At 43.1% G+C, this 14,780-nt stretch carries 13 protein-coding genes; all 13 read left to right on the top strand.

Annotation, left to right across the window (positions count from 1 at the left end; translation table 11 throughout):
- Positions 1-6: 6 nt before the first annotated feature.
- Positions 7-831: a F0F1 ATP synthase subunit A gene (gene atpB / locus F1325_RS18760; protein WP_072071088.1), complete on the top strand. Its 825-nt coding sequence runs from the start codon at positions 7-9 to the stop codon at positions 829-831.
- Positions 832-876: 45 nt separating this feature from the next.
- Positions 877-1,116: a F0F1 ATP synthase subunit C gene (gene atpE, locus F1325_RS18765; RefSeq protein ID WP_004246596.1), complete on the top strand. Its 240-nt coding sequence runs from the start codon at positions 877-879 to the stop codon at positions 1,114-1,116.
- Between the two features lie 61 nt (positions 1,117-1,177).
- Complete coding sequence (gene atpF / locus F1325_RS18770) at positions 1,178-1,648, top strand: F0F1 ATP synthase subunit B (protein ID WP_109373323.1); 471 nt, start codon at positions 1,178-1,180, stop codon at positions 1,646-1,648.
- 12 nt (positions 1,649-1,660) lie between these two features.
- Positions 1,661-2,194: a F0F1 ATP synthase subunit delta gene (atpH, locus tag F1325_RS18775; protein ID WP_006534344.1), complete on the top strand. Its 534-nt coding sequence runs from the start codon at positions 1,661-1,663 to the stop codon at positions 2,192-2,194.
- A gap of 14 nt (positions 2,195-2,208) precedes the next feature.
- Complete coding sequence (atpA, locus tag F1325_RS18780) at positions 2,209-3,750, top strand: F0F1 ATP synthase subunit alpha (RefSeq protein WP_006534343.1); 1,542 nt, start codon at positions 2,209-2,211, stop codon at positions 3,748-3,750.
- A gap of 58 nt (positions 3,751-3,808) precedes the next feature.
- A complete protein-coding gene (atpG, locus tag F1325_RS18785; RefSeq protein ID WP_006534342.1) occupies positions 3,809-4,672 on the top strand; it encodes a F0F1 ATP synthase subunit gamma in 864 nt (287 codons plus the stop codon).
- A 34-nt stretch (positions 4,673-4,706) separates the two neighbouring features.
- Complete coding sequence (atpD, locus tag F1325_RS18790) at positions 4,707-6,089, top strand: F0F1 ATP synthase subunit beta (protein ID WP_023583323.1); 1,383 nt, start codon at positions 4,707-4,709, stop codon at positions 6,087-6,089.
- A gap of 21 nt (positions 6,090-6,110) precedes the next feature.
- A complete protein-coding gene (locus F1325_RS18795; RefSeq protein WP_109373324.1) occupies positions 6,111-6,527 on the top strand; it encodes a F0F1 ATP synthase subunit epsilon in 417 nt (138 codons plus the stop codon).
- Positions 6,528-6,679: 152 nt separating this feature from the next.
- Entirely contained in the window at positions 6,680-8,053 is a 1,374-nt protein-coding gene (gene glmU, locus F1325_RS18800) for a bifunctional UDP-N-acetylglucosamine diphosphorylase/glucosamine-1-phosphate N-acetyltransferase GlmU (protein ID WP_109373325.1), read from the top strand.
- Between the two features lie 160 nt (positions 8,054-8,213).
- Entirely contained in the window at positions 8,214-10,040 is a 1,827-nt protein-coding gene (gene glmS, locus F1325_RS18805; protein ID WP_109373326.1) for a glutamine--fructose-6-phosphate transaminase (isomerizing), read from the top strand.
- A 159-nt stretch (positions 10,041-10,199) separates the two neighbouring features.
- Entirely contained in the window at positions 10,200-11,021 is an 822-nt protein-coding gene (locus tag F1325_RS18810) for a TnsA endonuclease N-terminal domain-containing protein (protein ID WP_001029679.1), read from the top strand.
- On the top strand, positions 11,008-13,116 hold the full coding sequence (locus F1325_RS18815; protein ID WP_000267723.1) for a DDE-type integrase/transposase/recombinase: 2,109 nt from the start codon (positions 11,008-11,010) through the stop codon (positions 13,114-13,116). The genes F1325_RS18810 and F1325_RS18815 overlap by 14 nt, the downstream gene beginning before the upstream one ends.
- The gene (locus F1325_RS18820) at positions 13,113-14,780 is read left to right on the top strand and encodes an AAA family ATPase (RefSeq protein WP_001276994.1); all 1,668 of its coding nucleotides are present in this window, start codon (positions 13,113-13,115) and stop codon (positions 14,778-14,780) included. Before F1325_RS18815 ends, F1325_RS18820 begins: the two co-directional genes overlap by 4 nt.

Below are 14,780 nucleotides of genomic sequence, written 5' to 3' on the forward strand. Positions count from 1 at the left end.
GGCATCATGTCTGCATCAGGAGAAGCATTAACCACTAGAGACTACATAGGTCACCACCTGAATAACCTTCAGTTGGACCTGCGTACTTTCGAGTTGGTCAATCCCCATGCTGAAAATGCGCCATCATTCTGGGTGTTAAATATTGACTCACTTTTCTTTTCAGTACTGATGGGAGCACTATTCCTATGGCTGTTTAGAAAAGTAGCAGTAAGAGCAACCAGTGGCGTACCGGGAAAATTCCAGACTGCAGTAGAAATGATCATTGGTTTCGTTGATAGCAGCGTCCGTGATATGTATCACGGAAAGAGCAAGGTCATTGCACCTTTGGCATTGACTGTGTTCGTTTGGGTGCTGTTAATGAATGCCCTGGATTTATTACCAATCGACTTCATCCCTTATATCGGTGAACACATCTTAGGGTTACCTGCGTTACGCATAGTTCCGACTGCGGACGTGAGTATTACTCTATCGATGGCAATTGGTGTATTTATCCTGATCCTTTTCTATAGCATTAAGATGAAAGGCATAAAAGGGTTTACAAAAGAGCTGACTTTACAGCCTTTTAATCACCCAATTTTTATTCCTGTCAACTTAATCTTAGAAGGGGTAAGCCTGCTATCAAAACCTGTTTCCCTCGGTCTTCGACTGTTTGGTAACATGTATGCAGGTGAACTGATCTTTATTCTTATTGCTGGTCTGTTACCGTGGTGGTCACAGTGGTTATTAAGCCTTCCTTGGGCGATATTCCACATACTGATTATTACGTTACAAGCATTTATTTTCATGGTTCTAACGATTGTCTATCTGTCGATGGCATCTGAAGAACATTAATTATTAACTCTTTGAAGAAATAACTGAAACAAACTGGAGACTGTCATGGAAAACCTGAGTATGGATCTGCTGTACATGGCTGCCGCTATTATGATGGGTTTAGCTGCAATCGGTGCTGCAATCGGTATCGGAATCCTCGGAGGCAAATTTTTAGAAGGTGCTGCTCGTCAGCCTGATCTGATCCCTCTTCTGCGTACACAGTTCTTTATCGTTATGGGTCTGGTTGACGCCATCCCAATGATTGCTGTGGGTCTGGGCCTTTACGTGATGTTTGCTGTTGCCTAATGATGGCAATGAGCAGTAAAAGCATCAAGTTAGTTAATAACCAAGAAAGAGGTATTGTGCTGTGAATTTAAATGCAACAATCCTCGGCCAGGCCATCGCATTTGTCCTGTTTGTTTTGTTCTGTATGAAATTCGTATGGCCACCAATTATGGCGGCCATTGAAAAACGTCAAAAAGAAATTGCTGACGGTTTATCATCTGCAGAACGTGCTAAAAAGGACTTAGATTTAGCGAAAGCCGATGCAGGCGATCAGCTAGCAAAAGCAAAAGCAGAAGCTCAAGCAATCATTGAATCAGCGAATAAACAACGCACTCAAATGATTGAAGATGCTAAAGCAGAAGCAGAGCAAGAACGTAGTAAGATCGTTGCACAAGCTCAATCCGAACTGGATGCAGAGCGTAAACGTGCTCGTGAAGAACTTCGTAAACAAGTCGCAATGCTGGCTATTGCAGGTGCCGAGAAAATTATTGAACGTTCCGTGGATGAAGCTGCTAATAGCGACATCGTTGATAAACTGGTCGCTGAACTGTAAGGAGGGAGGGGCATGTCTGAAATAGCAACGGTAGCTCGCCCCTACGCCAAAGCAGCTTTTGACTTTGCTGTGGAAAACCAGGCTGTCGATAAATGGCAGGTTATGCTGGCGTTCACCGCTGAAGTAGCACGCAATGAGCAGGTAACCGAATTACTTTCTGGTTCTTTAGCATCAGAAAAACTGGCTGACATCTTTGTCGACCTTTGTGGCGAACAATTAGATGGTCATGCTCAGAATTTAATTCGTGTTATGGCTGATAATGGCCGTTTATCAACGTTGCCTGAAGTATTGAGCCAATTTATTCAATTGCGCGCAGTACTAGAGTCAACGGTTGACGTTGAAGTAACTTCTGCCATTGAGCTAACTAAACAGCAGCTAGCTAACATTTCTGCAGCGATGGAAAAACGTCTATCACGCAAAGTGAAGCTGAATTGCAAAATTGATAAGTCTGTTATCGCAGGCATGATTATACGCGCCGGTGACCTCGTCATCGATGGCAGTATTCGTGGCCGTTTAGAGCGATTAACAGACGTCTTGCAGTCTTAAGGGGACTGGAGCATATGCAACTGAATTCCACTGAAATCAGCGAACTGATCAAGCAGCGCATTGCTCAGTTCAATGTAGTGAGTGAAGCTCACAATGAAGGTACGATTGTATCCGTTAGTGACGGTATCATTCGTATCCACGGTTTAGCCGAAGTTATGCAGGGTGAGATGATCGCACTGCCGGGTAACCGTTTCGCTATCGCACTGAACTTAGAGCGCGACTCTGTTGGTGCGGTTGTGATGGGTCCTTATGCTGACTTAGCAGAAGGCATGAAAGTTAAATGTACAGGTCGTATTCTGGAAGTACCTGTTGGGCGTGGTCTGCTTGGCCGTGTGGTAAACACACTGGGTGAGCCGATTGATGGTAAAGGTGCAGTAGAGCATGATGGATTCTCACCTGTTGAGATGATTGCTCCTGGTGTTATCGACCGTCAATCAGTTGATCAGCCTGTACAAACAGGTTACAAATCCGTCGATGCCATGATCCCAATTGGTCGTGGTCAGCGTGAATTGATCATCGGTGACCGTCAAACAGGTAAAACTGCTCTGGCTGTCGATGCGATCATCAACCAACGCGACTCTGGCATTAAATGTATCTATGTCGCTATTGGTCAGAAAGCCTCTACTATTTCGAACGTTGTTCGTAAATTAGAAGAACATGGCGCGTTAGAAAACACCATTGTTGTTGTTGCTTCTGCATCAGAATCAGCAGCGCTGCAATACTTAGCTCCTTATTCAGGTTGCGCAATGGGTGAATACTTCCGTGACCGTGGTGAAGATGCCCTGATTATTTATGATGACCTGTCTAAACAGGCTGTCGCATATCGTCAAATTTCACTGTTACTTCGTCGTCCACCTGGACGTGAAGCATACCCTGGTGACGTTTTCTATCTGCACTCCCGTTTACTTGAGCGTGCTGCTCGCGTTAATGCTGAGTACGTAGAAGCATTCACTAATGGTGAAGTTAAAGGTAAAACCGGCTCTCTAACTGCGTTACCAATTATCGAAACGCAAGCAGGGGACGTTTCTGCATTCGTTCCTACGAACGTAATCTCTATTACCGATGGTCAGATCTTCTTAGAATCTAACCTGTTTAACGCAGGTATCCGTCCAGCTGTTAACCCAGGGATCTCCGTATCTCGTGTTGGTGGTGCAGCTCAGACTAAGATCATGAAGAAACTTTCTGGTGGTATCCGTACTGCTCTTGCGCAGTATCGTGAGCTGGCAGCATTCTCACAGTTCGCTTCCGATCTGGACGATGCTACCCGTAAACAATTAAACCACGGTCAGAAAGTGACTGAATTGCTGAAACAGAAACAGTACGAACCAATGTCTGTCGCACAACAGTCTTTATCACTGTTTGCAGCAGAACGTGGTTATCTGGAAGATGTTGAAATTTCAAAAGTTGTGCCATTTGAAGCGGCTTTATTAGCTTATGCCTCTCGTGAACATGCTGATTTATTGAAAGAAATCAACCAGACTGGTACTTATAACGAAGAAATCGAAGCGAAGCTGAAAGGCGTGCTAGAAAACTTCAAAGCGACTCAGTCCTGGTAATAACTATTCGGCCTAATAGTTAAACATTAGGCCGTCTGGTTCATGAGGAGAAGCAGAAATGGCCGGCGCAAAAGAGATACGTTCGAAGATCGCCAGTGTGCAAAACACACAGAAGATCACTAAAGCGATGGAGATGGTCGCCGCGTCGAAAATGCGTAAAACGCAGGAACGCATGGCAGCCAGCCGTCCTTATGCAGAAACCATGCGCAGTGTGATTGGTCACCTTGCGTTAGGGAATCTGGAATATAAACATCCATACCTCGAAGAGCGTGAAGTTAAACGTGTCGGGTACCTGGTTGTTTCGACCGACCGTGGTTTGTGTGGTGGTTTGAACATTAACTTGTTCAAAAAACTGCTGGCAGACATGAAAGAGTGGTCTGAAAAAGGTGTGCAGGTAGATTTAGCACTAATCGGTTCTAAAGCCGCTTCATTCTTTGGCTCAGTAGGCGGGAATGTTGTTGGTCAAGTAACTGGTATGGGTGATGATCCAAAACTGTCAGACCTTATCGGTCCAGTCAATATCATGTTGCAGGCTTATGACGAAGGTCGTTTAGATAAACTGTATGTGGTGGCAAATAAGTTCATCAATACCATGGCTCAAGAGCCTAAAATTCTTCAGGTTTTACCATTACCACCAGGTGATGATGAAGAGCTGAAAGAAAAATCTTGGGATTATCTGTACGAACCTGATCCTAAGGCGTTACTGGATACTTTACTGCGTCGTTATATCGAATCGCAAGTTTACCAGAGCGTCGTAGAGAACTTAGCGAGTGAGCAGGCCGCCCGAATGGTCGCGATGAAAGCCGCTACAGATAACGGTGGTAACCTGATTAAAGAACTGCAATTGGTGTACAACAAAGCACGCCAAGCAAGCATTACTCAGGAACTTACAGAAATTGTGTCTGGTGCAGCCGCGGTATAACAGCTAGGTTTACGAATTACGTAGAGGATTCAAGATGGCTACTGGAAAGATTGTCCAGGTAATTGGCGCCGTAGTGGACGCCGAGTTCCCTCAGGATAGCGTCCCTAAAGTATACGACGCTCTTGAGGTTATGAATGGTAAAGAAAAACTGGTGCTAGAAGTTCAGCAACAGTTAGGCGGTGGTATCGTTCGTTGTATCGCAATGGGTACATCAGACGGTTTAAGCCGTGGCTTAAAAGTTGAAAACTTAGGCCACCCAATTGAAGTACCAGTAGGTAAAGCAACACTGGGACGTATCATGAACGTTCTGGGTACACCTATCGATATGAAAGGTGATATTGCAACTGAAGAACGTTGGTCTATCCACCGTGAAGCGCCAACCTACGAAGAGTTATCAAACTCACAAGAACTGCTTGAAACCGGTATCAAAGTAATGGACTTAATCTGTCCGTTCGCTAAAGGTGGTAAAGTAGGTCTGTTCGGTGGTGCGGGTGTTGGTAAAACAGTTAACATGATGGAATTGATCCGTAATATCGCGATCGAGCACTCAGGTTACTCTGTATTTGCTGGTGTAGGTGAACGTACTCGTGAGGGTAACGACTTCTATCATGAAATGACAGATTCTAACGTTCTTGACAAAGTATCGTTAGTTTATGGTCAGATGAATGAGCCACCAGGAAACCGTCTGCGTGTTGCACTGACTGGTCTGACTATGGCTGAGAAATTCCGTGACGAAGGTCGTGACGTACTGTTATTCGTAGATAACATCTATCGTTACACCTTAGCCGGTACTGAAGTATCAGCACTGTTAGGTCGTATGCCATCAGCGGTAGGTTACCAACCAACATTGGCTGAAGAGATGGGGGTTCTGCAAGAACGTATCACTTCAACCAAAACAGGTTCAATCACCTCTGTACAAGCTGTATACGTACCTGCGGATGACTTAACTGACCCATCACCAGCAACAACGTTTGCTCACTTAGATGCGACAGTTGTATTGAGCCGTCAAATTGCTTCATTAGGTATCTACCCTGCGGTTGACCCACTGGATTCTACCAGTCGTCAATTAGACCCACTGGTAGTTGGCCAAGAGCACTATGATGTGGCTCGTGGTGTTCAGTCTATCCTGCAACGTTATCAGGAACTGAAAGACATCATCGCTATCTTAGGTATGGATGAACTGTCAGAAGAAGATAAACTGGTTGTTGCGCGTGCGCGTAAGATCCAGCGCTTCCTGTCTCAGCCATTCTTCGTTGCTGAAGTATTTACCGGATCACCAGGTAAGTTCGTTTCCCTGAAAGACACTATCCGTGGCTTTAAAGGTATTCTGAACGGTGATTATGACCACCTGCCAGAGCAGGCGTTCTACATGGTTGGTACTATCGAAGAAGCAGTAGAAAAAGCTAAGAAGCTTTAATACGGCTGACGGGAGGTTGATATGGCTGATACATCGTTCTACCTGAAAGTTGTCAGCGCTGAAAAGCAGTTATATGACGGCGAAGTCAAACGAATTCAGGTAACTGGTAGCGAAGGTGAGCTCGGTATTTATCCGCAGCATACCCCGTTATTAACTGCCATAAAACCGGGCATGGTACGTGTCGTAAAAACATCGGGTGAAGAAGAGGTTATCTACCTTTCTGGTGGTATTCTCGAAGTTCAACCGACAGGCGTCATTGTACTGGCAGATACAGCTATCCGTGGTCGTGATTTGGATGAAGCGAAAGCGTTGGAATCTAAGCGTAAAGCTGAAGAACACATTCAATCCTCTCATGGTGATGTTGATTATGCTCAAGCATCAGCAGAATTAGCCAAAGCGATTGCAAAACTACGTGTAATCGAATTGACTCGACGTTGATGTAAATAGGCAGTCTATGAATAAAAAAGCCAGTTGGTTCTTCACTAACTGGCTTTTTTGCATCATGAAATATTTTGTGTGACGAAATATGTAGTATTATTTGGCATAAACAGGTTTACTTGCCATTCTTTACGGGAGTTATCGGGTTAATTATGTCTAATTCAGCTAAAAGCGTTGTTATTCTTGCTGCGGGAAAAGGCACCCGCATGTATTCACAGTTACCTAAAGTTCTTCATAAACTTGCAGGTAAATCCATGGTTCAACATGTGATTGATACTGCCAAGTCATTAGGCGCTCAACAAACACACCTTGTCTATGGGCATGGTGGTGAACTAATGAAAGAAAAATTAGGTTCACAACCTGTTAATTGGGTACTACAAGCAGAGCAACTAGGAACAGGTCACGCAATGCAACAAGCTGCGCCTTTCTTTGCTGATGATGAAGATATCCTGATGCTTTACGGTGATGTTCCACTTATCACTAAAGAAACGTTAGAACGTTTAATTGAAGTCAAACCAGAAGGCGGTATTGGTTTATTAACAGTTATTTTAGATAACCCAACTGGCTATGGTCGTATTGTTCGTGAAAATGGCGAAGTGACGGGTATTATCGAACAAAAAGATGCGTCTGAAGAACAACTCAAAATTACTGAAATCAACACGGGTATTTTGGTCGCTAATGGTGGTGATTTAAAACGTTGGTTAGGTAAACTCAATAATAATAATGCACAAAAAGAGTATTACATTACTGATATTATCGCGTTAGCGTATAAAGAAGGTCGTAAAATTGAAACGGCTCATCCTCGTCGTCATAGTGAAATGGAAGGCGTGAATAACCGTTTACAACTGGCTACATTAGAACGTATTTACCAAACAGAACAGGCTGAACGCTTATTATTAGAAGGCGTCATGTTGCTTGATCCTGCTCGTTTTGATTTACGTGGTACGTTAACTCACGGTAAAGACGTCGTCATTGACACTAACGTGATTATTGAAGGCGATGTCACTTTAGGCAATAACGTTGAAATTGGTACGGGGTGTGTCCTGAAAAACTGTGTGATTGGTGATAATTCTATTATCAGCCCCTATACGGTGATCGAGGATGCAAACTTAGCTCAAGAGTGTACTGTTGGACCATTTGCACGCCTTCGTCCGGGTAGTGAATTAGCGGATAAAGCTCACGTTGGTAACTTTGTTGAGATGAAAAAAGCAAGCTTAGGTATTGGCTCTAAAGCGGGTCATCTGACTTACTTAGGCGATACTGAAGTAGGCGCTAATGTTAATATCGGCGCAGGTACTATTACTTGTAACTACGATGGTGCGAATAAATTCAAAACAGTTATTGGTGATGACGTCTTTATTGGTTCAGATACCCAATTAGTCGCGCCAGTTACGGTTGCTAATGGTGCAACAATTGGTGCAGGAACAACACTCACTAAAAACGTGAATGAAAACGAATTAGTGATCAGTCGAGTTAAGCAAACTCATATCAGTGGATGGAAACGTCCAGTGAAGAAAAAACAATAATTTTAAGAAAAGGGCGTATATTTCATTAGCGCCCTTTTCTTGTACGCTATTATTCTAAAAACAAAAAAATATCCTCGCTTTCTACAATGGCTTGGGGAACAAACTAATCAGGTATAAGACATCCAAGTGCGAATAAACGCACAGTTTTAGGAATAACACAATGTGTGGAATAGTAGGTGCAGTTGCACAACGCGATATCGCTGAAATCTTAATTGAAGGCTTACGTCGTTTAGAATACCGCGGTTATGACTCTGCGGGTTTAGCGGTTGTGGATAATGACTGTAAAATGACACGTCTGCGTGAAGCTGGCAAAGTACAAATGCTGGCGGAAGAAGCAGAAAAAACACAAGTGATTGGTGGTACAGGTATTGCTCATACTCGCTGGGCAACACATGGTGAACCTTGTGAAGATAATGCGCATCCTCATGTATCAGGTACGATTGCAGTTGTACATAATGGCATTATCGAAAACTATCAAGAACTGAAAGCAGAATTAATTAAAAAAGGGTATCAGTTTGCTTCTCAAACTGACACTGAAGTGATTGCTCACCTTGTTAACTGGGAACAGCGCCAAGGTGGTACATTACGTGAAGTTGTACAACGTGTTATTCCTCAATTACGTGGTGCTTACGGTACCGTTATTATGGATAGCCGTACACCTGAGTTATTAGTCGCTGCTCGCTCTGGTAGCCCGCTGGTGGTAGGTCTTGGCGTGGGTGAAAACTTCCTTGCTTCTGACCAATTGGCTCTATTACCCGTTACCCGCCGCTTTATCTATCTTGAAGAAGGGGATATTGTCGAGGTCACTCGTCGCCATGTTCATATTTTTGATGTGAATGGCGAAGAAGTTGTTCGTGATACGATTGAATCAAATGTTCAATACGATGCGGGTGATAAAGGTGTTTACCGTCACTACATGCAAAAAGAGATCTATGAACAGCCTCTGGCGATTAAAAACACGCTTGAAGGTCGTTTAAAATCAGAAACGATTGATCTAAGTGAACTAGGATCTAAAGCTGAAGATATCTTATCTAAAGTTGAACATATTCAAATTGTAGCTTGTGGTACTTCTTATAACGCAGGTATGGTTTCACGTTATTGGTTTGAGTCCTTAGCGGGTATTCCTTGTGATGTCGAAATTGCATCAGAATATCGCTACCGTAAACCAGCAACTCGCCGTAACAGTTTGCTGATTACATTATCTCAATCAGGTGAAACAGCAGATACATTAGCTGCATTGCGTTTATCTAAAGAGTTAGGTTATTTATCTTCTTTAGCTATTTGTAACGTTGCAGGCTCTTCTTTGGTTCGTGAGTCTGAATTTGTTTTAATGACTAAAGCGGGTGCTGAAATTGGTGTTGCATCAACCAAAGCATTTACCACACAGTTAACCGTTCTATTAATGCTGGTGGCATATATGGGACGAATTAAAGGTGTCGCGACATTAGAGCAAGAAGTTTCAACTGCATTACATGCATTACCAAGCCGTATTGAAAGCATGCTATCGAAAGATAAAGTAATTGAAGCGTTAGCTGAAGACTTCTCAGAAAAAAGCCATGCTTTATTCTTAGGTCGTGGCGACCAATACCCGATTGCGGTAGAAGGTGCATTAAAGCTAAAAGAGATCTCTTATATTCATGCTGAAGCTTATGCTGCTGGTGAATTAAAACATGGTCCATTAGCATTAATTGATGCGGATATGCCTGTTATCATCATTGCGCCAAACAATGAGCTATTAGAGAAATTAAAATCTAATATTGAAGAAGTACGTGCGCGTGGTGGCTTACTGTATGTATTTGCGGATCAAGATGCAGGCTTTGAAGAAAACGAAACGATGAAGTTAATTTCTTTACCTCATGTTGAAGAGCTTATCGCACCTATTTTCTATACTGTACCATTACAGTTGTTATCTTATCATGTTGCTTTAATTAAAGGCACAGATGTAGACCAACCTCGTAACTTAGCAAAATCGGTTACAGTTGAATAAATAAAGTCAAAGTTAACTTTATTCTTGTGGGCGGACAATAAAGTCTTAAACTGAACAAAATAGATCTAAACTATGACAATAAAGTCTTAAACTAGACAGAATAGTTGTAAACTGAAATCAGTCCAGTTATGCTGTGAAAAAGCATACTGGACTTTTGTTATGGCTAAAGCAAACTCTTCATTTTCTGAAGTGCAAATTGCCCGTCGTATTAAAGAGGGGCGTGGCCAAGGGCATGGTAAAGACTATATTCCATGGCTAACAGTACAAGAAGTTCCTTCTTCAGGTCGTTCCCACCGTATTTATTCTCATAAGACGGGACGAGTCCATCATTTGCTATCTGACTTAGAGCTTGCTGTTTTTCTCAGTCTTGAGTGGGAGAGCAGCGTGCTAGATATACGCGAGCAGTTCCCCTTATTACCTAGTGATACCAGGCAGATTGCAATAGATAGTGGTATTAAGCATCCTGTTATTCGTGGTGTAGATCAGGTTATGTCTACTGATTTTTTAGTGGACTGCAAAGATGGTCCTTTTGAGCAGTTTGCTATTCAAGTCAAACCTGCAGCAGCCTTACAAGACGAGCGTACCTTAGAAAAACTAGAACTAGAGCGTCGCTATTGGCAGCAAAAGCAAATTCCTTGGTTCATTTTTACTGATAAAGAAATAAATCCCGTAGTAAAAGAAAATATTGAATGGCTTTATTCAGTGAAAACAGAAGAAGTTTCTGCGGAGCTTTTAGCACAACTATCCCCATTGGCCCATATCCTGCAAGAAAAAGGAGATGAAAACATTATCAATGTCTGTAAGCAGGTTGATATTGCTTATGATTTGGAGTTAGGCAAAACATTGAGTGAGATACGAGCCTTAACCGCAAATGGTTTTATTAAGTTCAATATTTATAAGTCTTTCAGGGCAAATAAGTGTGCAGATCTCTGTATTAGCCAAGTAGTGAATATGGAGGAGTTGCGCTATGTGGCAAATTAATGAGGTTGTGCTATTTGATAATGATCCGTATCGCATTTTGGCTATAGAGGATGGCCAAGTTGTCTGGATGCAAATAAGCGCTGATAAAGGAGTTCCACAAGCTAGGGCTGAGTTGTTGCTAATGCAGTATTTAGATGAAGGCCGCTTAGTTAGAACTGATGACCCTTATGTACATCTTGATTTAGAAGAGCCGTCTGTAGATTCTGTCAGCTTCCAGAAGCGCGAGGAGGATTATCGAAAAATTCTTCCTATTATTAATAGTAAGGATCGTTTCGACCCTAAAGTCAGAAGCGAACTCGTTGAGCATGTGGTCCAAGAACATAAGGTTACTAAGGCTACAGTTTATAAGTTGTTACGCCGTTACTGGCAGCGTGGTCAAACGCCTAATGCATTAATTCCTGACTACAAAAACAGCGGTGCACCAGGGGAAAGACGTTCAGCGACAGGAACAGCAAAGATTGGCCGAGCCAGAGAATATGGTAAGGGTGAAGGAACCAAGGTAACGCCCGAGATTGAACGCCTTTTTAGGTTGACCATAGAAAAGCACCTGTTAAATCAAAAAGGTACAAAGACCACCGTTGCCTATAGACGATTTGTGGACTTGTTTGCTCAGTATTTTCCTCGCATTCCCCAAGAGGATTACCCAACACTACGTCAGTTTCGTTATTTTTATGATCGAGAATACCCTAAAGCTCAGCGCTTAAAGTCTAGAGTTAAAGCAGGGGTATATAAAAAAGACGTACGACCCTTAAGTAGTACAGCCACTTCTCAGGCGTTAGGCCCTGGGAGTCGTTATGAGATTGATGCCACGATTGCTGATATTTATTTAGTGGATCATCATGATCGCCAAAAAATCATAGGAAGACCAACGCTTTACATTGTGATTGATGTGTTTAGTCGGATGATCACGGGCTTTTATATCGGCTTTGAAAATCCGTCTTATGTGGTGGCGATGCAGGCTTTTGTAAATGCTTGCTCTGACAAAACGGCCATTTGTGCCCAGCATGATATTGAGATTAGTAGCTCAGACTGGCCGTGTGTAGGTTTGCCAGATGTGTTGCTAGCGGACCGTGGCGAATTAATGAGTCATCAGGTCGAAGCCTTAGTTTCTAGTTTTAATGTGCGAGTGGAAAGTGCTCCACCTAGACGTGGCGATGCTAAAGGCATAGTGGAAAGCACTTTTAGAACACTACAAGCCGAGTTTAAGTCCTTTGCACCTGGCATTGTAGAGGGCAGTCGGATCAAAAGCCATGGTGAAACAGACTATAGGTTAGATGCATCTCTGTCGGTATTTGAGTTCACACAAATTATTTTGCGTACGATCTTATTCAGAAATAACCATCTGGTGATGGATAAATACGATCGAGATGCTGATTTTCCTACAGATTTACCGTCTATTCCTGTCCAGCTATGGCAATGGGGTATGCAGCATCGTACAGGTAGTTTAAGGGCTGTGGAGCAAGAGCAGTTGCGAGTAGCGTTACTGCCTCGCCGAAAGGTCTCTATTTCTTCATTTGGCGTTAATTTGTGGGGTTTGTATTACTCGGGGTCAGAGATTCTGCGTGAGGGTTGGTTGCAGCGGAGCACTGATATAGCTAGACCTCAACATTTAGAAGCGGCTTATGACCCAGTGCTGGTTGATACGATTTATTTGTTTCCGCAAGTTGGCAGCCGTGTATTTTGGCGCTGTAATCTGACGGAACGTAGTCGGCAGTTTAAAGGTCTCTCATTTTGGGAGGTTTGGGATATACAAGCACAAGAAAAACACAATAAAGCCAATGCGAAGCAGGATGAGTTAACTAAACGCAGGGAGCTTGAGGCGTTTATTCAGCAAACCATTCAGAAAGCGAATAAGTTAACGCCCAGTACTACTGAGCCCAAATCAACACGCATTAAGCAGATTAAAACTAATAAAAAAGAAGCCGTGACCTCGGAGCGTAAAAAACGTGCGGAGCATTTGAAGCCAAGCTCTTCAGGTGATGAGGCTAAAGTTATTCCTTTCAACGCAGTGGAAGCGGATGATCAAGAAGATTACAGCCTACCCACATACGTGCCTGAATTATTTCAGGATCCACCAGAAAAGGATGAGTCATGAGTGCTACCCGGATTCAAGCAGTTTATCGTGATACGGGGGTAGAGGCTTATCGTGATAATCCTTTTATCGAGGCCTTACCACCATTACAAGAGTCAGTGAATAGTGCTGCATCACTGAAATCCTCTTTACAGCTTACTTCCTCTGACTTGCAAAAGTCCCGTGTTATCAGAGCTCATACCATTTGTCGTATTCCAGATGACTATTTTCAGCCATTAGGTACGCATTTGCTACTAAGTGAGCGTATTTCGGTCATGATTCGAGGTGGCTACGTAGGCAGAAATCCTAAAACAGGAGATTTACAAAAGCATTTACAAAATGGTTATGAGCGTGTTCAAACGGGAGAGTTGGAGACATTTCGCTTTGAGGAGGCACGATCTACGGCACAAAGCTTATTGTTAATTGGTTGTTCTGGTAGTGGGAAGACGACCTCTCTTCATCGTATTCTAGCCACGTATCCTCAGGTGATTTACCATCGTGAACTCAATGTAGAGCAGGTGGTGTATTTGAAAATAGACTGCTCGCATAATGGTTCGCTAAAAGAAATCTGCTTGAATTTTTTCAGAGCGTTGGATCGAGCCTTGGGCTCGAACTATGAGCGTCGTTATGGCTTAAAACGTCATGGTATAGAAACCATGTTGGCTTTGATGTCGCAAATAGCCAATGCACATGCTTTAGGGTTGTTGGTTATTGATGAAATTCAGCATTTAAGCCGCTCTCGTTCGGGTGGATCTCAAGAGATGCTGAACTTTTTTGTGACGATGGTGAATATTATTGGCGTACCAGTGATGTTGATTGGTACCCCTAAAGCACGAGAGATTTTTGAGGCTGATTTGCGGTCTGCACGTAGAGGGGCAGGGTTTGGAGCTATATTCTGGGATCCTATACAACAAACGCAACGTGGAAAGCCCAATCAAGAGTGGATCGCTTTTACGGATAATCTTTGGCAATTACAGCTTTTACAACGCAAAGATGCGCTGTTATCGGATGAGGTCCGTGATGTGTGGTATGAGCTAAGCCAAGGAGTGATGGACATTGTAGTAAAACTTTTTGTACTCGCTCAGCTCCGTGCGCTAGCTTTAGGCAATGAGCGTATTACCGCTGGTTTATTGCGGCAAGTGTATCAAGATGAGTTAAAGCCTGTGCACCCCATGCTAGAGGCATTACGCTCGGGTATCCCAGAACGCATTGCTCGTTATTCTGATCTAGTCGTTCCCGAGATTGATAAACGGTTAATCCAACTTCAGCTAGATATCGCAGCGATACAAGAACAAACACCAGAAGAAAAAGCCCTTCAAGAGTTAGATACCGAAGATCAGCGTCATTTATATCTGATGCTGAAAGAGGATTACGATTCAAGCCTGTTAATTCCCACTATTAAAAAAGCGTTTAGCCAGAATCCAACGATGACAAGACAAAAGTTACTGCCTCTTGTTTTGCAGTGGTTGATGGAAGGCGAAACGGTAGTGTCAGAACTAGAAAAGCCCTCCAAGAGTAAAAAGGTTTCGGCTATAAAGGTAGTCAAGCCCAGCGACTGGGATAGCTTGCCTGATACGGATTTACGTTATATCTATTCACAACGCCAACCTGAAAAAACCATGCATGAACGGTTAAAAGGGAAAGGGGTAATAGTGGATATGGCGAGCTTATTTAAACAAGCAGGTTAG

The organism is Proteus columbae, assembly GCF_009914335.1.
Classification (GTDB): domain Bacteria; phylum Pseudomonadota; class Gammaproteobacteria; order Enterobacterales; family Enterobacteriaceae; genus Proteus.